Genomic DNA, 19084 nt, shown 5'->3' with positions numbered 1-19084 from the left:
TCAGGTGATGGGGCCGTCGACGGTGTAGCGGAGCCAGACGCTGCCGTCGTCGAGCACCCGGGTGCCGTCCAGGGTGAAGCCGGTCGGGACGGGGGAGGAGTAGCGTTCATCGGCCTCGAACAGGGACTGGGCGGCCTTGGCTCCATCAGCAGCCGGGGTGAGCACGATGCTGAGTTCGTCGCAGAGTCCCGCGCGGATGAAGGACCAGTTCAGTCCGCCTCCGCCGCCGAGTATCAGTTCCTCGACCCCGTAGATCTCCCCGATCTTCGTGACGGTCTTCTCGAGGTCCAGGGAGTCGTCGCCGGCGATGAGGTAGGAGATTCCCTGCGCGCGGAGGAAGGCCTTGTAGGCGTTTCCGGCCCTGCCGGAGAGGATCTCGACGACGTGGGCACGGGTGTCGAAGTAGTCGATCGAGTTCTGTGTCCAGGCGAGGCTGCCGGACGGATCGACGGAGAAATAGTGCATGGGCGCATCAGGGACGGCGATGTGGTCGCCTTCGGGGACCGGCGGAGCAGCGTCGTCCAGTTCCGGCTTGCGGTAGTGGGTGAAGTTGTCCTCGCTGGAGATGCGGCCGCTGAGCCATCCCTTGTGGTCGCGGTAGTAGCGGTCGGGGCCCCAGGCCAGGGCGTGGAACTCCCGCTGTGATGCCATGCCGATCTCCGTGGGGAGATAGTCGCCGACGATCTTTCCGTCGAGCGACATGTGCATGTGGCAGATGATGCGTGGACGATCCACGACAGGCCTCCTCGGAACGTCTTCTGTGTTCCTGGTCGGGGGAGGAGATTGCCAGATCCGTCGGTCGTGAGGGGTGCGACCCCGAGGCGGATGACCGATGTCGGCATGACGGTCAGAGGGTCCGGCTCAGGGCTCTTCCCGATCCGATGACCTCGCGCGACGAATTGACTGAACCCTGTCATCTCGCGTACCGGACCCGGCGGCTGCCAGGCACGACAGAGGGCTCACATGATCGAGGCACGTCACCTCACGCAGCAGGACGTCCACGTCATCAAGCCTGTCCAGGTGCTCGACCGTCACGAAGGAGAGCGCCCGTGTACGGCCGCATGATCGCCCGGGACTTCACCCGGAACCGCAGCGTCAGCGTCGTCCTGGTCGTGCTGATGATGCTCTCCGTCGTGCTGGCGACCGCCAGTGCCGGGACCCTCGTCCGCCTGGTCGGCTCCTCGCAGAATCTGATGGCCCGGGCCGACGCGCCGGACGTGGTCCAGCTGCACGCGGGAGAGTACGACCCGCACGAGGTGGACCGCTGGGTGGCCGGACGACCCGAGGTCGCCCACGACCAGGCGATGCTCATGCTCGGCATCGACGGCGCGAACCTCTTCTTCGACGGCGTGCCGCAGACCACGAACATCCAGCAGAACTCGCTGGTGGTCCCCAACCAGGAGCGCGACCTGCTGCTGGACCTCGACAACCAGCCGATCACGGAGGTGGAACCCGGCACCATCGTTCTCCCGGTGATCTACGAGGTGGAGGCAACCCTCGCCGTCGGCGACCCGGTGACGATCACCGCGGACGGATTCACCAAGGAGCTCACGATCGCGGGTTTCGCCCGCGACTCGATCATGAACCCGGCTCTCGCCAGCTCCAAACGGCTCGTGGTCGCACCCGGAGACCTGGAGGAGGTCCGCGCGCACACCGGGGTCGTGGAGCACCTCGTGGAGTTCTGGATGCACGACCCCGGCGCCGACACCGCGTCGTTCGCCAAGGCCTACCAGGACGCCGGCATGCCGCAGGCCGGCCAGATGGTCGACTCCGCGGGCTTCCAAATGATCACGATGATCGGCGACGGGATGGTCGCCGCCGTCGTCATCCTGGTTGCCTTCCTCCTGCTCGTGGTGGCACTGCTGTGCCTGCGGTTCTCCGTCCTCACCGCCACCGAGCAGGACCACCGCGAGATCGGCGTGCTCAGGGCGATCGGTGTCGCCCCGCGGGACGTGCAGCGGATCTACCTCACCAAGTACGCGGTGCTCGCCGCGATCGCCTCGGTGCTGGGGGTTCTCGGCGGGCTGGCGCTGACGCCGCTGCTGACCCGGAACATCACCCGGTACATGGGGTCGGTCGGGAGCGTCTGGAACTGGGTCGTGCCGCTCCTCACCGCCGCGTCCGTGTTCGCGGCGCTCATGCTCTTCGTCCTGGTGCTCGTGCGCCGGTTCAACCGGGTCAGCGCCCTCACCGCGATCGGCGTGGGCACCAGCGGCGGCCGGTCCGCGGCGGTCCGCCTCCGGCTGCACGGGTCGCGGATGCCGGTGAACTTCCGGCTGGGCGTCATGAATGTGCTCGACCGGTGGCCCGCCTACCTGGTGCTCTTGTTCGTCTTCGTGGTCAGCACGTTCATCACGATCGTGCCGATCAGCTCCGCCACCACCGCGAACGCGCCCGGCTTCATCCAGTACATGGGCACCGGACCGGTCGATCTGCGGATCGACCTGCGCAACATCGATGACGCGTCGACGGCGCAGTTCTCCCGGATGGTCGATCAGCTCGGTGCGGACCCGGACGCGGCGGCCATCTCGCCGATGGTGACCACCCGCAACGACACCGTGGACAAGGACGGCAACACCGTCAGCCTCTACGTCGAGAACGGTGACCACACCAGGTTTCCGTTGACCTACGCCGACGGCCGCGCACCCACCGTCGAGTCGGAGATCGCGTTGTCGCTGCTCGCACTGAGCCAGACCGGATGGTCCGTGGGCGACGCCGTGTCCATCGAGGCCGGCGGGCGATTCCGCGACCTGAGGATCGTCGGCAGCTACCAGGACGTCACCAACGGCGGCAAGACGGCCAAGGCCGTTCTGCCCACCGACGGGGACGAGGTGATGTGGTACGTGGTCGGCGTAGGCCTGGCTCAGGGGGTGGACATCGCCGGCAAGGCCGCGGCCTACAGCGACCAGCTCGCCCCGGCACGGGTCGCCGACATCGAGCAGTGGCGGATCCAGACCCTCGGCCCGATCGCCGGCCGGCTGACGGTCACGGCCGTCGGTTCCGCTCTCGTCGCCATCGCTCTCTCGGTGCTGATGACGGCGCTGTTCACCCGGATGCTGCTCGCCCGTGACGCCGGCCAGGTGGCGATCCAGCGGGCCGTCGGCGCTGACGACGGCGGGCTGCGCCGGCAGTACCTGACCCGCCTGCTGCTCGTGCTCGTGCTGGGCGTCGTCGTCGGGACCGTTGCCGCGATGACTCTCGGCGAGAGCCTGTTCAACCTCATGTTCGAGGGGCTGTTCGGGGGCTTCGAGTCGCTGGGCTCGGGCACCAGCCAGATCGACTTCGCCGTGCACCCGCTGCTGGCCTACCTGGCGCTGCCGGCGGCCCTCCTGAGCGCCGTCGCCCTCGCGACGGTGGCCGCCTCCCGCGCCATCTCCGCCGCCGCCATCTCCACCCTCACCACCGAGTAGGGGCTTCTGATGACCACCACCATCCTCGACGCGCAAGGTCTGACCAAGGCCTTCGACGGCACCACCGTGCTGCACGCGGTGGATGTCCAGGTCCGTGCCGGCGAGTTCATCGCCGTCATGGGCCCGTCCGGATCCGGCAAGTCGACGCTGCTCCACAACATCAGCGGCACGGACCGGATGACGGCCGGCCACGTGCTGTTCGCCGGACAGGATCTGGCCACGCTCAGCCGGAAGGAGCTGGCCCGGCTACGGCTGACCACGATGGGATTCATCTTCCAGCAGGGCCATCTTCTCAAGAACCTGAACCTGCTCGACAACGTGGTGCTGCCGGCCTACCTGGCCGGGACCGCCCCGCGCACGGAGCTGGACGAGCGGGCGATGATGCTCATGGAGCGCGCCGGGGTGGCTCAGCTGGCACACCGGGACGTCTCCGAAGCCTCGGGCGGTCAGCTGCAGCGCGTCGGAATATGCCGGGCCCTGATCAACCGGCCGACCATCCTGCTGGGCGACGAACCGACAGGCGCCCTGGACTCCACCGCGGCCGCCGAGATCATGGACATCCTCGGCGAGCTCAACGCCGAGGGCACGACGGTCATGCTGGTCACCCACGATGCCAAGGTGGCGGCCCGCGCTGATCGGGTGGTGTACATGGCTGACGGACTGATCGTCGCCGAGCGCGATCAGGGCCGGTACGCCGGCACGGACCTCGACCAGCGGCACGCCGAGCTGGCCGCGTGGCTGGTGGGGCAGGGGTTCTGAGCAGCCGGTCGTCCAGGGGCCGGTGCCGGCGTCGTGCGTGGTCAGGACGTCGTCGAGCAGTCCTGCGGGTTGGCCTCGCAGTGCGGTACCGCGCCGGGGAGCCGGCTGCGATGGTCGGCCACCCAGGTGTAGACCCGCTCCTGCACACCGGCGGTCGCGCCGTAGACCCGGGCGGACACGGACGTCCCGAGGGCCGTCACTGGTAGGGCTGCATCTCGATGCGGCCGTGGCGGTCGAGTCGCCGCAGCCAGCCGACGCCGCGCGCGCAGCCGGCGACCGCGCAGGCCGACGATCTTCCCGTCGAGCGACATGTGCATGTGGCAGATGATGCGTGGACGATCCACGACAGGCCTCCTCGGAACGTCTTCTGTGTTCCTGGTCAGGGGAAGGAGATGACCGGATCCGCCGGTCCTCAGGCGGATTCTCGGAGAGCGTCGCGGACGGCGGCCTGGACCTCGTCGTGAATGATCTTGCGCAGATCAGGAGTTGCGCCGTTCGCGCGGATGCGCTCGATGATCCAGGAGCGCACCAGGGTGGAGGCGGGTAGTCCCGCGGTCTCGGCGTACTCCTGCAGTGCGGCGACCTCGTCGGGGTTGAGTCGCACCGAATACACCGTCGAGCGAGCATGGCCGGGGCGAGTTGCCGTCGTCCGGGGCCCGGCGGGGGCGTCCTGGTGTGTTTCGGCGTGCTCGGCCTCGTCACGGAGCAGCTTCTCGAGGTCGCTCATGGTGCACCCTCTCGGTATCGGCGATGGTCGGTGCTGTTGCTGCGCCAGCCATTGACGCCGTAGATCGCGCCGTCGTCCTCCACCAGAATGACTGTGACCAGGGACGCGGCCGTCGGCGAGTAGCCGACGGTGCGTGTCCCGCGGCCGGACTTGCTGGACGGATCCGGGGTGAGGACAACCCGGTCAGGATCGGAGAGGGCCTCGCCGGCCGCGGCCGGCGTGATCCCGTGACGTTGCTGCATGTACTCGCCCCGGTGGGACCAGTCGACCTCCTCCGACACCGTAAGAGCGTAGTACGTTGAAGTACAGCCGTCCATGCACGTCAAGGGGTACTCGGTCCGTCCTGCGTAAGCGTCGCGCTCCACCGACGAGCACGACGTCACCACGGCCGGTGACATGCTTCTAGGCGACCGCCGGCAGGTGGTCAGGGGAGTTGCGTCCGGTCAGGACGTCGTCGAGCAGTCCTGCGGATTGGCCTCGCAGTGCGGTACCGCGCCGGGGAGCCGGCTGCGATGGTCGGCCACCCAGGTGTAGACCCGCTCCTGCACACCGGCGGTCGCGCCGTAGACCCGGGCGGGAACCGACGTCCCGAGGGCCGTCGACAGCGCGGCGTTGACGGCGTCGGCGCCGCTGCGTCGCACGCCGTCGGCCCCGAGCCACTGCACCGCTTCGCGGCACTGTTCCGCCGTCACGCCCACCGACTCGGGTGCACCGTTGCGCTGGTAGGGCTGCATCTCGATGCGACCGTGGCGGTCGAGCCGCCGCAGCCAGCCGACGCTGCGCGTGCAGAAGCCGCACTCGCCGTCGAACACCAGCCTGCCCGTCGCAGGCAACGAGTCCCGGGTGGTCATGGACCCGATGATGCCAGGAGGTGGGGACGGCAACGCGCCACGACCACCTCCGCCGGCCGGCACTCGCGCTGCGGGACGGGGTCGCTCCTGTTATGCATGACTCATGCATGACGCTGCTCGCACCGCGAACCTGCTCGGCGCGGCCGCACTCGCCGTGAACGACCACGCACTCGGCGCCGTCTCCCGAGCAGCGGGCACCAGTACCAGCGCAGCCGCCGCTCTCGTGGTCCTGCTGACCTCTCCCGGACTGAGCGTGACCGAGCTGGGCCGGCACATCGGCCTGAGTCAGTCCGCCGCAGCCCGCATGGTCGACTCCCTGCAGACGGCGGGCCTCGTGGAGCGCCACCCCGGTGCGGGACGCGAGGTGCGCGTGTCGCCGACGCCCGCCGGACGCGACGCGGCGTCCCGGTTGCTCCGAGCCCGCACGCAGTCGCTGTCCGAGCTCATTTCCGTCCTCGATGTCGACGAGCAGCGCGCGCTGACGGACCTGCTCACCACACTGCTGGACCGCCTCTACGCCGAGGTTCGCAGCTCGGAGTACCTGTGCCGGCTGTGCGACCGGCCGAGCTGCACCACGAACGCGACGTGCCCGGTCGGACAGGCTGAGCGCGACCGGGAGGGTTGAGCCCGTGGGCGCGCTGCTCGCCCTCGCCTCGGCGGTCAGCTACGGCCTGTCCGACTTTCTCGGCGGTGTGCTGTCCCGGCGCGCCTCGTTCATCCGTGTCGCCCTGCTCGGACAGGTCGGCGGCCTGCTGTCGATGGGGCTGCTCGCGCCGCTGTTCTCCGGCACCGTCCCCGCGGTCGCCGATCTGGGCTGGGGTGCGCTGTCCGGCATCGGGACCGGGCTGGGGATGATGTTCCTGTTCCGCGGGATGAGCCGCGGCGCCATGAGCGTGGTGGTCCCGGTCAGTGCTGTCGGCGGGGTCGCCCTGCCGGTCCTGGTCGGCGTCGTCGTGCTCGGTGAGCGGCCCGCGCTACTGGCGTGGGCGGGGATCGCCCTGGCTCTGCCCGCCCTGTGGGCGGTCTCGCGTGGGAAGGCCGGAGACGGGCAGTCGGCACACGCCGTCGTCGACGGGCTGATCTCCGGTGGCGGCATCGCCCTGCAGTACCTCGCCCTCGCCCAGGCCGCACCGGAGTCGGCGGCCTGGCCGGTCGTCGCCGGACGCGTCACCTCGATCCTCACCATCGCCGCGCTCGGCGCCACGCTGCACCTGAGCGCGACACGACATGCGAACGACGGGCAGCGGCGGTGCGGCCTCGATCTCGGCGCGGCGTTCGCCGGGGCGCTGGCCGGGCTCGCCCTGCTCTGCTATCTGCTCGCCACCAGGACCGCGCTGCTCACGGTCGCGGTCGTGCTGTCGTCGCTGTACCCCGTCATCCCCGCCCTGCTCGGCATCACCGTGCTCCGCGAACGGCTCACCCCGCGCCAGACAGTCGGGCTCGTCGCGGCACTCGCCGCGCCGGTGCTGATCGCAACCGCCTGAGCAGTAGGGGCGCGGCTCAGCTTCAACACGAACCGTCTCGTCTCCTGCTGCTGTTAACCTCGGCCGATGTCTGACGATGCGCAGCCGAAGCGCTCCCGGCGCAGCGAACGGTCCCGGCAGGCGATCCTCGAGGCGACCCGCGCGCTGGTCTCCGAGGTCGGGTACGGCACGGTGGCGATCGAGACCATCGCCGCCCGGGCCGGCGTCGGCAAGCAGACGATCTACCGCTGGTGGCCGTCCAAGGGTGCCGTGATCTTCGATGCCTTCCTGGCGCTCAGCGAGGGCACCGAGGGACAGGGCGTGGTGCTGCCGGACACCGGCGACATCGAGGCCGATCTGAAAGCGGTCCTGCGCGCGACGGCAGCCGAGTTCGCCGACCCGGAGTTCGAGAAACCCATCCGGGCGCTCAACAACGAGATCATCAACGATCCCGGTCTCGCCGCGCAGTACCACGAGAAGCTGGCCGGGCCCGTGGACGAGGCGAAGAAGGAACGGCTGCGCAGCGCCCAACGCGCCGGCCAGCTGGCCGCGGACGCCGATCTCGACCTGGTCCTGGAGGTGCTCTACGCACCTCTGTTCCAGCGCTGGCTGCTCCGTTCGGGCCCGCTGACCGCCGACTACGCCGACGCGCTCGTCGACGCCACGCTCAGCGCCTTCCGGCCCTGACCCCCGAGCCCGGCCCGCTGTCAGCCGCGGGCGGGGCCGAACCGGAACGCCGGGTGCGAACCCTGCGCGTTCGCCCGGGCCGTGAAGCCGCTGAGGATGCCGTCGACCTCGGCCCAGGCGTCGGCGGCGGGCACCGTGTCCGCACCGAACGGGGCCAGCGCGCCCACCAGGTAGGCCGCGTCCCGGCCGCGGACGGTGTCGGGCACCGCCGGAGCCCGCCCGGCCGCCCCGCCGAGGTGCCGGATCCCGGTGACGGCCATCGGCCCGGTCCGCGTCGCGACCCGGTCCAGGCCGGCCGGCTCCAGGCCGTCGACGAGCAGGCCGTCACCCAGGTAGGCGTGCGGGACGTCCGGCTCGTCGTACACCCGGGCGGTGCCGGCCGGATCGAGCGGGGCGACGGTGTCGTCGTCCCATGCGACCGCGGCCCGCAGCGGTGCCAGCAGCGCGTCGGCGCGCTCCACCGGGCCGGTGACCGTGACCCCGATCCGCAGGACGCGGCGCCCGCGCAGGTGCGGCGGGAGGAACGGCAGCTCCGGGTACGGGACGAGCGACAGCCCGGACGTGACGTCGTCGGGCAGATCCACCGTCCAGTCCGCCCAGGCCTGCAGCGGCGCCGGATCGGCCGGCTCGTCGGCCGCGCCGAGCACCCGGACCAGACCGCCGCCGGTGAACGGCGCGCCGGGTAGCAGGCCGAGGACCACCGCGGTGACGACCTCGCCCGGCTCCGGCCCGGTGCCGCGCAGCCGCGCGAACCGCTCGCCGCCCGACACGCTGCGCAGCGTGCCTCCCGCGTCGACCACCTCGAACGCGTGCACGTGATCGACCGCCCAGCCGTCGGAACGGGCGGCGAGGCCCAGGCCCCCGCCGAACAGGTACCCGGCCACACCGACCGAGGGAGCGCTGCCGCTCGGCGGGCGCAGCCCGTGCGGCGCCGCGGCGGTCACGACGTCGGCCCAGGTGGCTCCGGCATCGATCCGGGCGGTGCGGGTGGTGGCGTCGACCTCGACCCGGCGGAGGCGCCCGAGGTCGAGCAGAACCCCGCCGCCGGCCGGTTCGCGCAGGCCGTGACCGGTGGTGTGCACGGTCACCGGTGCCCCGTACCGGGCGGCGATCTCCAGGGTGGCGACGACGTCGGGCACCGCGGCGGCGGTGACCGTGACGTCGGGGCGGTGCGCCAGACCGGTCTGGAAGCAGCGTTGCGGCGTCGGGCCGGTCACCGGGACGCGGGCGGCGAGCTCGGCGGTCAGGGGCTGGGTCGTGGTCGTCATGACACCGAGCCTGGGTGCCACCGGGCCAGAAGTCGAAGAGCTGGATCATCTGGGAGCTAGCATCGCGGGTTATGGAACTGCGGCACCTGCGCTACCTCGTGACCGTCGTCGACGAGGGCACCGTCACCGCGGCGGCGCAGAAGCTGCACGTCGCGCAGCCCGGAGTGAGCGCGCAGCTGCGCCAGCTGGAACGGGAGCTGGGGGAGACCCTGCTCGAACGGGGGCCGCGCGCGGTCGTGCCGACCGAGGCCGGCCGCGCGGTGCTGCCGCACGCCCGCGCCGCGCTCGCCGCCGTCGACGGCGCCCGGGACGCCGTCGCCGCGCTGCGCGGGCTGCTGCGCGGCCGGGTCGCGGTGGGGATGGCGTCGTCGCTGCCCGACACTGTGCTCGCCGATCCGGTGGGCGCGTTCGCGGCCGAGCACCCCGGCGTCGACGTGACGTTGCGCGAGGGCACCGCGGACGAGCTGGCCGCCGAGCTGCGTGCCGGCCGGCTCGACGCCGCCGTCGTCGGTCACCCGGGTCCGCTGCCGCCCGGCCTGGAGGGCCGGGTGCTGGTCGAGGAGCCGCTGGTCGCCGCCGTCGCCGCGGACGACGAGCTGGCCGGGCGGGCCGCGCTGGACCTCGACGACCTGGCCCGGCGGCCACTCATCTGCCTGCCCCGCGGGCACGGCCTGCGGACCACGCTGGACGCGGCGCTCGCCGCGCACGGCGTCACCGCCCGGGTCGCGTTCGAGGCCGGCGCGATGAGCCTGCTGCTGCGCCTGGCCGCCCGCGGTGCCGGGATCGCGGTCGTCCCGGCGCCTGCGGTGCTGGCGCCCGCGGTGCAGGCGCTGGAGCGGCCACCGGTCACGGTCGCGTTGCGTCCGGAGGTGCGGACCCGGCTGTACCTGGTGTGGCGCTCCGGCGGGCCGGGCGGCCCGGCCGCCCGGGCACTGCTGGACCGGCTGCTGCCCGGGTCGGACGTCCGGTGAAGCCAGGGTGGCCCGCGTCGGGAACCAGGCCGATCCGGTAGGCGAGGACGACTGCTTGTACCCGGTCCCGCAAGCCGAGTTCGGCGAGGATCCGGGACATGTAGGTCTTCACGGTCTCCGGGGAGATGAACAGCTCCGCGGCGATCTCGGCGTTGGACAGGCCGGCGGCGACCTGTTCGAGAACGTCCAGCTCGCGGCGGGTCAGAGCCCGCACCCCGCGGTCCCGTTCCGGATGTGACGTGTCGGTGGGGTGCAGCCGCTCGGCGAAGCGGCCGATCAGGCTTCGTGTGACGGCGGGCGCCAGCAGGGACTCGCCGCCGGCGATCGTGCGGATGGCGTCGACCAGGTGGGATGGCGGTGCGTCCTTGAGGAGAAAGCCGCTGGCGCCGGCGCGGAGTGCCTCGTAGACGTAGGCGTCGATGTTGAAGGTGGTGATGACCAGCACCTTCGGCGGAGTCTCGACACCGGGCCCGGCCAGCTGCCGGGTCGCTTCGATGCCGTCCAGGACGGGCATGCGGATGTCCATCACGACCACGTCGGGCCGCAACCGGCGCGCCAGCTCCACCGCCTCACGACCGTCCGCCGCCTCACCGAGGACCGTCATGTCGGGTTGTGCCGAGAAGATGGTGACGTAGCCGGTGCGCACGAGCACCTGGTCGTCACAGATCAGCACGCGGATCGGCTCGGTCATCCGGCACCACCCGACGGGATCAGGGCGTGGACGCGGAAGCCGCCGTCCGCCCGGGGACCGGCGACCAGATCGCCGTCGAGCATCCGCACCCGTTCCCGCAACCCGGCCAGCCCGCGGCCTCCTGACCCCGGAGCCGTGGTGGTCACGGCAGGGCCGGTGGTGCTGACCTCGATCTCGATGTGCTCGTCACCGCACCGGATCAGGACCGTGGTCGGTTGTCCGGTCGCGTACTTGATCGCGTTGGTGAGCGTCTCCTGCACCACCCGGTAGGCGGTCAGCTCCACGTCGACCGACCGCGGCCGCCCGGTGTCCTGCTCGGTGAACTCGACGGGCTGCCCCGACTTCCGGGCCTGTTCGACGAGGTCACCCACCCGGCCCGGGGCCGGGGTCATCGGCGGCGTCGTGGCGCCGCCGGTCGCCTCGAGCACGTCCAGCAGGGCCCGTAGCTCGGTCAGCGCCCGGCGGCCGTGGCCACCTCGGCGGTCAGCCGCTCGCGTTCCGCCTGTTCCGCGCGCCACCTGCGCACACCGGACCCGGCCAACCAGATCACCACCATCAACAGGTAGAACACGAGATAGTCGAGGAACCGCTGCGGCGACCCGAGGCCGTACAGCACGATCGCGAGCACGACACAGCCCACCGTCATCACGGCGCCCACCACGCGACGGAACCGTGCGAGATACGCCCCGGCGGAGTACAAGGCCAGGAGGAGTCCCACCTTGCTGAACGTGTCCGGGTAGCCCAGCACCTGACCGATCGCGAACGCGCCGCCGATGGTCAGCAGACACACGGCCGGCCACCGGCTCCGCACCGCCAGTGGCAGGCACAGCGCCAGGGTCAGAGCCGGCCCGATCACCGCGCCGGAGGTGCCGGCAGGCCGTCCGGGTAGATCACCGATCTCGGGTCCGAGGTGTGACACGGTCGGCACGAAGGCCAGCACCGCGACCCCTGCCGCCAACACGATGTCCGTGATCGGACCCGGACGTCGCGGCCACCGGACCACCGCGCGGATCGATGTTGTGTCAGCGAGCACCCGGCGCACTCTAACGACGGCGCAGCGGCACCAGATTTCCGCGGCGACGCGCGGCGATCAGCATGGGTACGGCGAGCGCCAGGCCCACGACGACGGGCACGATCGACGCCTCGATGCCGAAACCACCGCCGGTCAGCAGATCCGGGCCGGTCGGATGAGCGGTCAGCACACCAGCCGCCGGATGTCCTGAGACCGGGATGCCGAGCAACCCCACGCTGGTGTTCCAGGCGAAGTGCAGCCCGACCGCCGACCAGAGGTTGCCCCGCCACAGGAACGCCGCGCCGAGCAGGACACCGGCCTCGACGGCGATCGCGAACGAGCTCCACACCGTGGCGCCCGGGTTGGCCAGGTGCAGGAGGCCGAACAGCACCGCGGTGATCGCCAGCGCCGCCCAGCTGCCGCACAGACGTTCCAGTGCCTGCAACAGAAGACCGCGGAAGATCAGCTCCTCGGTGACGGCCGCCCCGACCTGTACCGCCACCATGCTCGCCACGATCGAGGTGCCGGCCCCGGGCGACAGGCCGAACGAGAACTCAGTGATCACCATGAGCACCGAGACGCCGATGAACCCGACACCGATCGCGATCCCGATCGCCGTGTGGAACACGGCCCCCGCCGGCGCGATCTCCGGCACACCCCGGCGCGCGACGTGGCGCATGACCACCCGGTAGACGGCCACCGCGGCGACCGCCCCGACGACGGCCGGCACCGGAGACCCACCCGAGGACAGCGCCGCCACCCCACCGACGCCGACGATCCCGACCAGCATCCACACGAGCGGAAACCGCACGACGCGGTGGAACCGCCCCGCTTCCCGATCCGTCGCTGCGACAGCTTCCCCGCCCACTCATGACCTCCGGCTGACCACGGCCGCCCGGTTCGGCGACCGCAGTGAAGGCTAGGAGCGCACCGCCGCGGAAAAATCCCTCGTGAGGACTACACAACCGTCCACGTCACGGGGGTTCCTGCCACCGCGCGCCCTGCTCCACGCCGCGACCCGGCAGCCCGCCGGCCCGAGCGCCGGGTCCGAGGTCAGGCGCGGGGAACCGACACGAGCACCCGCACCGCCTCGGCGACCGCGGCTCGCCGGGCGACCCGCACCGCTGTCGCGATGGGACGCAGCGCGTCCGAGCGCGCTACCGCGGCGGACGCCGACAGCGCCCCACCCGGTTCGTCCCCCGCGGCGGCGGACAGGATCGCGTCGACCTCGTCGGCCTGCTGCAACACTCGCAGCGCCTGCGGCGGCATCCCGGCAGGCCACAGCGCCCGCGGCCGCTGCCGCAGCGACGCCGCGATCTCTTCGCGCACGCCGGGCCGGTGCCGGGCCACACCCAGATCGGTGAGCGCCGACGCGGCCTCCCGGACCTGGCCGCGCAGCTCCCGCTCGGCCTCGTTGAGCGGCACGTACTCCGGTGCCGGGCCCGGGTCGGGTACCGCGTGCACGGTCCAGCGGACGACACCGTCGGCGATGGCGGACGGGACGATCCCGAAACCGGCCTCCGGGAACAGCACACCCTCGCCCGCCGCCGTCGCCTCCCGGGAGAACCCGCCGGGGCCGGGCAGCCCGCGGACGTCACCGGGTGCGGCCAGCACCAGCCGGGCCTGGCCGCGCGCCGCCGACCGGCGCGCGGCGGCGAGCAACAGGGTGACCGACGTGGGCGCGGCCCCCGGGCCGGGCAGCTCGGTCAGCGCGGCGGCGCCGTCGTCGGCGGCCAGCACGTCGTGCGCATCCGACCACGGCGCGAGCGCGTCGAGGGCGTCGTCGGGCGCCGCGGCTCCGGCCAGCCAGGCCGAGGCCCACACGGCCAGGGTCGCAGAGGCACAGGACACGGCGGACAGGGTAAGCGGCGGATCTGGTTCCGCACACCCGGCACGCGGGTGACGCTCCGTACCGACGCATCAGCACGCGGTCACCACGGGTGGGTGGCGTGTCGTGACGCGGTCACCGCGGGCGCGCATCCGATACTCGAACCATGAGCCGGACGCACGACTACCGCGGCATGTTCGACTCCGCCGGCACCCGGGCCGCCCGGCGGAAGCAGGTGCCCGAGGTGCCCGCCGAGCCCGGCCTGGTCGTGGAGGACCCGGCGAGCGGGTTCTGCGGCGCGGTCGTCGCGATCACCGGTTCCGAGGTGACCCTGGAGGACCGCCTCGGCGGACGTCGGGTCTTCCCGCTGCGCCCGGCCGCGTTCCTGTACGAGGGCGCGCCGGCGACCCTGGTCCGGCCGCAGGCGATGCCCGCCGGGCGGACGCTCTCCGCCTCCGGCTCGGTGCACGTGGCCGGACTGAAGGCGCGCACCGCCCGGGCCGCCCGGATCTGGGTGGAGGGCCTGCACGACGCGGAGCTGGTCGAACGGGTGTGGGGGCACGACCTGCGGGTGGAGGGCGTGGTCGTCGAACCGCTGCACGGCGTCGACGACCTCGCCGCCGCCGTCCGCGACTTCGCGCCGGGACCGCACCGCAGGCTCGGCATCCTCGTCGACCACCTGGTCGACGGCTCCAAGGAGACGCGGCAGGCCCGCGATGCCTATCGCGCCACCCGGGAGGCGCAGCAGCACGTGCTGGTCACCGGCCACCCGTACGTCGACGTGTGGCAGGCGGTGAAGCCGTCGGTGCTCGGCATCGAGGCGTGGCCGACGATCCCGCGGGGCACCGACTGGAAGACCGGGATCTGCGACGCGCTCGGCTGGGGCGAGCCCGCCGACGGTGCCCGGCGGGTGCTCGGCGCGGCGCGCAGCTACCGGGATCTGGAGGCGCCGATGATCGGCGCGGTGGAGCGGCTGATCGACTTCGTGACGGCGGCGGTGGAACCGGACGAGCGGGCCGAATCCGCTCGCGCGCAATAACGATCAGGCCACCACACACCAAGATCCGGCGTATCGCCGACTGCGGAATGTCCGGTTCTGGCACCCTGGGGCCATGACACCGGCACTGATCTGGCTGCTCGTGGGAGTGGTGCTGGTCGGGGCCGAGTTCGTCTCCGGTGAGCTCTTCCTCGTGATGCTCGGCGGAGGTGCGCTCGCCGCGGCCGGCGGCGCCGCGCTCGGACTCGGCCTGCTCCCGAGTGCAGGGCTGTTCGCGATCGTGTCCGTGCTGTTGCTGCTGGCCGCGCGGCCGGCCGCGAAACGGAAGCTGCAGGAACGGATGGAGTCGCTGGAGCGGCACCAGGACCGGTTCGTCGGCGCGCCCGCGCAGGTCGTCCAACGCGTGGACGGCACCGGCGGGCAGGTGCGGATCGGCCGGGAGCTCTGGACGGCGCGGTCCCTGGATGGCGAGGAGGTCCTCGAGGAGGGCTCGACCGCCATCGTCCTGCAGGTGACCGGTGCGGCCGTGCTCGTGACCGGCCGGGGGGAACTGCCGCCGTCCTGAGGGGCGCGCGGCCATCAGCCCCGGGAACTCCGGGGCGGACGTGAGCGCCGGGATCCCCGGCGCGCATCGAGGGGAGACCGGATGGATGCCGGTTTGATCATTGCGGTGATCCTGCTCGTGCTGGTGGTGACGCTCGTCGCCAAGTCGATCGTCATCGTCCCGCAGGAGTGGGCCTACATCATCGAGCGGCTCGGCCGCTACCACAGCACCCGGGAGGGCGGCCCGGCGATCCTGGTGCCGTTCGTGGACCGCACCCGTGAGCGGGTCGACCTGCGCGAGCAGGTCGTGTCGTTCCCGCCGCAGCCGGTCATCACCCAGGACAACCTGACCGTCAACATCGACACGGTCGTCTACTTCAAGGTCAACGACGCCAAGGCCGCGGTCTACGAGATCGCCAACTTCGTCGCGGGCGTCGAGCAGATCACCACCACGACGCTGCGCAACGTGGTCGGTGGCATGACGCTGGAGCAGACCCTGACCTCGCGGGACCGGATCAACACCGCGCTGCGCGGCGAGCTCGACGAGGCCACCGAGCGCTGGGGCATCCGGGTCGCCCGGGTCGAGATCAAGGCGATCGACCCGCCGCCCTCCATCCAGAACTCGATGGAGCAGCAGATGAAGGCCGACCGCGAGAAGCGGGCCATGATCCTCACCGCGGAGGGTCAGCGGGAGTCGGCCATCCGCAGTGCCGAGGGCCAGAAGCAGTCGCAGATCCTCACCGCGGAGGGCGCCAAGCAGGCTGCCATCCTCGGCGCCGAGGCCGAGCGGCAGTCCGAGATCCTGCGGGCGCAGGGTCGCCGGGCCGCGCTGTATCTCGAGGCCCAGGGTGAGTCGAAGGCGATCGAGAAGAAGTTCGCCGCGATCAAGGCCGGCAAGCCGACGCCGGAGCTGCTCGCCTACGAGTACCTGCAGACCCTGCCGCTGATGGCCGAGGGTGAGGCCAGCAAGCTCTGGGTGGTCCCGTCGGACTTCGGGAAGGCACTCGAGGGCTTCACCCGCATGCTGGGTGCCCCCGGGGAGGACGGCGTCTTCCGCTACGAGCCGAGCCCGGACGACGGCACGGTGTCGCGGCCGGCCGAGGACGAGGAGGCGCTCGACGACTGGTTCGACGTCTCGACCGACCCGGAGATCGCCCGCCAGGTCGCCGAGGCGACCGCCGCCGCGCAGGCCGAGGTGCCGCCGGTGGGGGACCGGGGGAGCACCGCCCCCGTCCCGCAGCTCGAGGCCTCCCTCGACGTCCCCGGTCCCGGACAGCGGGGCTGACGCCACACCGCCGTTCCTGACACCTCCATTCCTGGAGGAACCGACTCGAGGAGCTCCGATCCGGACGTACCGGACCGGAGCTCCTCGAGTTGTATGAAGTGGACGAAAGTTTTGATCAGGGTGCGGAGGCCGCTTCCTGCTGCTCCGCCATCACCTTGTCGTCCTTGCGGGCGGCGATCCGGGAAACCCGGAACAGCGCCTTGCGCCGGGCCCGGCCCAGCGGCATCGCGACCCGGCCGATCCGGACGTCGAGCGGGCGGACGTCGAACGCTCCGGACGCGCCCAGCTCGTCGATCAGGAGCTGCTGCTCGTCGGAGATCTGCTGCTCGTACTCCGAGGAGACCGACCCGCGGCCGATCCGGAACGCGGCGAGGGTCTCCGGGAGGCCGAGGAAGTCCCCGTACTGCAGCAGCCGCATCCACAGGTCCAGGTCCATGACGAACCGGCGGTCGGTACGCCAGCCCCCGGCGGTGACGAACTGCTCGTTCCGGAACAGGACGTTGCCCGGCTCGCCGATCGGGTTGGCGCCGTTGCGGATGACCCGGCGCGCGACCTCGCTGCCCGAGTGCAGCCCGACCAGGCCGCCACCCAATCCGCGCCGCGGCACCAGCACCCGGCTCTGCTCGTCGATCATGTGCCGGCGGGAGGCGACCAGGGCGAGCGAGGGATCGTCGCGCATCGGGGGGACCTGGAGCTCCAGGCACCGGGGGTTCAGCAGGTCGTCGGCGCACACCAGCTTGACCAGCGGCGCCCGGCACAGCTGCACGGCCCGGTTCCAGTTGTCGCCCTGGTTCAGGGTCTCCCGGTTGCGCTCGAACCGGATCCGCGGGTCGCGGAACGAGGTCGCGATCTCCCAGCTGCCGTCCGAGCTGTTGTTCTCGAGGATGACCAGCTCGAAGTCCCGCCAGGTCTGCTCCAGGACACTGCGGATGGTCTCGGCCAGATAGGCCGCACCGTTGTAGACCGGAATGCAGACGGACACGCTGGGCAGGAAGCCGCCTGGCCTCATCGGTAACCTCGCGGGATCGGGAACGGGGCGGGCGGCGGACAACGCTACCCCTCGGCCCACCGGGCCGGTTCGGCGCGGCAGGGAACCGCCGGTGGGCGATATCGCCGTCGACGAAGGTCTACGATGCTCGTCCGTTCGTCGTGATCGGCTGGCCGCTCGTCGGAAATCGGCGCACGGCCCCCTCTTCCAGCGCTCCACGGGCGGTCCCGGACACCATCGAACGGCCCTTCGTCCGTAGTATCCGGCGTTGTGTTCGCGTGGTCGGTGCGCTGTGGAACAGCCGTCGTTCCCGGGGGTTGGACCGTTCGGGTGATACCCATTGCGGTACGGGTCACGTAACGCGATCGACGGCCGCGGAGATAAGCCGTATGCCCCCCGTTGTGCGGGGGGTGTACGACCCGGTGCCGTCGACGCTGCCGGACACCAGACAGCTCGCCACAAGCGCGCGCCCAGACCGATCGATTCGGGGGAGAGACCGGTGAATCAGGGGCCTGACCACGAACCGCACCGCCCACGTGAACCTAGGGTGTCGGTGATCGTGCCGACCCGTAACGAAGCACGGAACCTGGAGATCGTACTCCCGGCCGTCGCCGCCGTCCGGCCTGCCGTCCACGAAGTTCTCGTCGTCGACGGCAACTCGAAGGACGGAACCATCGAGACCGCCCGGCGGGTCCTGCCGGACGTGCGGATCGTGCGCCAGACCCGCAAGGGCAAGGGCAACGCGATGGCCTGCGGTTTCGCCGCCGCGACAGGCGACGTGCTGGTCATGTTCGACGCCGACGGATCGGCCGATCCGCAGGAGATCCCGCGGTTCGTCCAGGCGCTGATCGAGGGCGCCGACTTCGCCAAGGGCAGCCGCTTCACCAAGGGGGGCGGCAGCGACGACATCACGCTGCTGCGCAAGAGCGGCAACGCCGGGCTGAACCTGGTCGCGAACACGCTGTTCGGCACCCGCTACACGGACCTGTGCTACGGCTACAACGCGTTCTGGGCGGACATCCTGCCGCAGCTGGAGCTGCCGCCGGTCGACCTGCCCCCGCACCCGGACGACGGGATGTACTGGGGCGACGGCTTCGAGATCGAGACCGTTCTCAACTGCCGGGTCGCGACGGCCGGGTTCTCCATCACCGAGGTGCCCTCGGTGGAGAAGGAGCGGATGTTCGGCGAGACCAACCTGCGGACGTTCGCCGACGGCACCCGGGTGCTGCGCACCCTGGCGTCCGAGCGTCGCCGGGCCGGTCGTGAGGACCAGGCCCCGGCCGCGAAGCGGACGAACGGTGTGAACGTGGCGCACCCGGCGCCGTCTGCCGCCGTGGGCGGGCCGCCCGCCGTTCCATCGGAGCGCCGGCGGCCTGCTCCGCAGCCCGCGAACGTCGACGTGCCGACCCTGCCGCCGCACCGCCCGCAGCCCGCGCCGCAGCCGGCTGCCCACGATCGCCGTGGTCAGGGCGTCGACGGTGTCGGTGTGCCGGGTCGTGGCGCCGCAGGCCCGGCGCACGACGGGACCGGGCGTCCCGAGCAGACCCGCGTGCGGTACGCATGGCGGGAAGAGGCGTCCTGATCCGCGTCCCGGGCCGGACCGG

21 protein-coding genes and 1 pseudogene are annotated in these 19084 nt (G+C 71.7%); 10 read left to right on the top strand and 12 right to left on the bottom strand.

The features are described 5' to 3' along the window. Window positions 1-735 (bottom strand): dihydrofolate reductase family protein, encoded by a 735-nt coding sequence (locus JOF36_RS40975; RefSeq protein WP_210029523.1) that lies wholly within the window; start codon window positions 733-735, stop codon window positions 1-3. Window positions 736-1049: 314 nt separating this feature from the next. Here JOF36_RS40975 and JOF36_RS20375 point away from each other — a divergent pair, with 314 nt between their 5' ends. Then, window positions 1050-3410: an FtsX-like permease family protein gene (locus tag JOF36_RS20375; protein WP_210029521.1), complete on the top strand. Its 2361-nt coding sequence runs from the start codon at window positions 1050-1052 to the stop codon at window positions 3408-3410. 9 nt (window positions 3411-3419) lie between these two features. Continuing rightward, complete coding sequence (locus JOF36_RS20370) at window positions 3420-4169, top strand: ABC transporter ATP-binding protein (RefSeq protein ID WP_210029519.1); 750 nt, start codon at window positions 3420-3422, stop codon at window positions 4167-4169. A 41-nt stretch (window positions 4170-4210) separates the two neighbouring features. On the opposite strand, the gene JOF36_RS20365 is transcribed toward JOF36_RS20370, so the two are convergent. The 4 genes from JOF36_RS20365 to JOF36_RS20350 all read right to left on the bottom strand — a co-directional run bounded on the left by JOF36_RS20365 (window position 4211) and on the right by JOF36_RS20350 (window position 5747). Continuing rightward, window positions 4211-4513: a hypothetical protein gene (locus JOF36_RS20365; RefSeq protein ID WP_210029517.1), complete on the bottom strand. Its 303-nt coding sequence runs from the start codon at window positions 4511-4513 to the stop codon at window positions 4211-4213. 68 nt (window positions 4514-4581) lie between these two features. Beyond that, window positions 4582-4896: a DUF6290 family protein gene (locus JOF36_RS20360; protein ID WP_210029515.1), complete on the bottom strand. Its 315-nt coding sequence runs from the start codon at window positions 4894-4896 to the stop codon at window positions 4582-4584. Further along, window positions 4893-5177, bottom strand: coding sequence for a hypothetical protein (locus JOF36_RS20355; protein ID WP_210029509.1), 285 nt, complete (start codon window positions 5175-5177; stop codon window positions 4893-4895). Before JOF36_RS20355 ends, JOF36_RS20360 begins: the two co-directional genes overlap by 4 nt. Window positions 5178-5339: 162 nt before the next feature. Continuing rightward, window positions 5340-5747 (bottom strand): thiol-disulfide oxidoreductase DCC family protein, encoded by a 408-nt coding sequence (locus tag JOF36_RS20350; protein ID WP_210029507.1) that lies wholly within the window; start codon window positions 5745-5747, stop codon window positions 5340-5342. 103 nt (window positions 5748-5850) lie between these two features. On the opposite strand from JOF36_RS20350, the gene JOF36_RS20345 reads away from it, so the two are divergent. From JOF36_RS20345 to JOF36_RS20335, 3 genes are all read left to right on the top strand, one after another. Next, complete coding sequence (locus tag JOF36_RS20345) at window positions 5851-6372, top strand: MarR family transcriptional regulator (RefSeq protein ID WP_210029505.1); 522 nt, start codon at window positions 5851-5853, stop codon at window positions 6370-6372. 4 nt (window positions 6373-6376) lie between these two features. Then, entirely contained in the window at window positions 6377-7231 is an 855-nt protein-coding gene (locus JOF36_RS20340) for an EamA family transporter (RefSeq protein ID WP_210029503.1), read from the top strand. Window positions 7232-7297: 66 nt separating this feature from the next. Next, window positions 7298-7897, top strand: a complete 600-nt coding sequence (locus tag JOF36_RS20335) for a TetR/AcrR family transcriptional regulator (RefSeq protein ID WP_210029501.1) — start codon at window positions 7298-7300, stop codon at window positions 7895-7897. A gap of 20 nt (window positions 7898-7917) precedes the next feature. Here the strand turns inward: JOF36_RS20335 and JOF36_RS20330 are convergent, their stop codons facing one another. Beyond that, window positions 7918-9165, bottom strand: a complete 1248-nt coding sequence (locus JOF36_RS20330) for an FAD-binding oxidoreductase (protein ID WP_210029498.1) — start codon at window positions 9163-9165, stop codon at window positions 7918-7920. Window positions 9166-9236: 71 nt separating this feature from the next. On the opposite strand from JOF36_RS20330, the gene JOF36_RS20325 reads away from it, so the two are divergent. Continuing rightward, window positions 9237-10136 carry a LysR family transcriptional regulator gene (locus tag JOF36_RS20325; protein WP_210029496.1) on the top strand — a complete coding sequence of 300 codons (900 nt, stop codon included), beginning with the start codon at window positions 9237-9239 and terminating at the stop codon, window positions 10134-10136. Window positions 10137-10158: 22 nt separating this feature from the next. On the opposite strand, the pseudogene JOF36_RS39260 reads toward JOF36_RS20325, so the two are convergent. The 5 genes and pseudogenes from JOF36_RS39260 to JOF36_RS20310 all read right to left on the bottom strand — a co-directional run. Beyond that, a pseudogene (locus tag JOF36_RS39260) lies at window positions 10159-10827 on the bottom strand (response regulator); the annotation flags it as partial. Then, window positions 10824-11255, bottom strand: coding sequence for a sensor histidine kinase (locus JOF36_RS39255; RefSeq protein WP_245350917.1), 432 nt, complete (start codon window positions 11253-11255; stop codon window positions 10824-10826). The pseudogene JOF36_RS39260 and the gene JOF36_RS39255, both read right to left, overlap by 4 nt. Before the next feature lie 23 nt (window positions 11256-11278). Next, window positions 11279-11788, bottom strand: a complete 510-nt coding sequence (locus JOF36_RS39250) for a DUF7134 domain-containing protein (RefSeq protein ID WP_245350916.1) — start codon at window positions 11786-11788, stop codon at window positions 11279-11281. Between the two features lie 82 nt (window positions 11789-11870). Next, complete coding sequence (locus JOF36_RS20315) at window positions 11871-12650, bottom strand: CPBP family intramembrane glutamic endopeptidase (protein WP_307862487.1); 780 nt, start codon at window positions 12648-12650, stop codon at window positions 11871-11873. A 242-nt stretch (window positions 12651-12892) separates the two neighbouring features. Then, a complete protein-coding gene (locus JOF36_RS20310; RefSeq protein ID WP_210029487.1) occupies window positions 12893-13690 on the bottom strand; it encodes an Rv1486c family protein in 798 nt (265 codons plus the stop codon). 143 nt (window positions 13691-13833) lie between these two features. On the opposite strand from JOF36_RS20310, the gene JOF36_RS20305 reads away from it, so the two are divergent. From JOF36_RS20305 to JOF36_RS20295, 3 genes are all read left to right on the top strand, one after another. Further along, window positions 13834-14706: a DUF3097 domain-containing protein gene (locus JOF36_RS20305; protein ID WP_245350915.1), complete on the top strand. Its 873-nt coding sequence runs from the start codon at window positions 13834-13836 to the stop codon at window positions 14704-14706. A 73-nt stretch (window positions 14707-14779) separates the two neighbouring features. Further along, window positions 14780-15229 (top strand): NfeD family protein, encoded by a 450-nt coding sequence (locus tag JOF36_RS20300; protein ID WP_210029486.1) that lies wholly within the window; start codon window positions 14780-14782, stop codon window positions 15227-15229. A gap of 81 nt (window positions 15230-15310) precedes the next feature. After that, window positions 15311-16492, top strand: coding sequence for an SPFH domain-containing protein (locus tag JOF36_RS20295; RefSeq protein WP_210029474.1), 1182 nt, complete (start codon window positions 15311-15313; stop codon window positions 16490-16492). 115 nt (window positions 16493-16607) lie between these two features. Here the strand turns inward: JOF36_RS20295 and JOF36_RS20290 are convergent, their stop codons facing one another. Continuing rightward, a complete protein-coding gene (locus JOF36_RS20290; protein WP_210029472.1) occupies window positions 16608-17501 on the bottom strand; it encodes a glycosyltransferase family 2 protein in 894 nt (297 codons plus the stop codon). 478 nt (window positions 17502-17979) lie between these two features. Here JOF36_RS20290 and JOF36_RS20285 point away from each other — a divergent pair, with 478 nt between their 5' ends. After that, a complete protein-coding gene (locus JOF36_RS20285; RefSeq protein ID WP_307862486.1) occupies window positions 17980-19062 on the top strand; it encodes a glycosyltransferase family 2 protein in 1083 nt (360 codons plus the stop codon). Window positions 19063-19084: the final 22 nt, after the last annotated feature.

It is taken from the genome of Pseudonocardia parietis (assembly GCF_017876315.1).
GTDB lineage: Bacteria > Actinomycetota > Actinomycetes > Mycobacteriales > Pseudonocardiaceae > Pseudonocardia > Pseudonocardia parietis.
The sequence above is the reverse complement of the archived record's forward strand: the minus strand, read 5'-3'. Positions and strand labels throughout refer to the sequence as shown.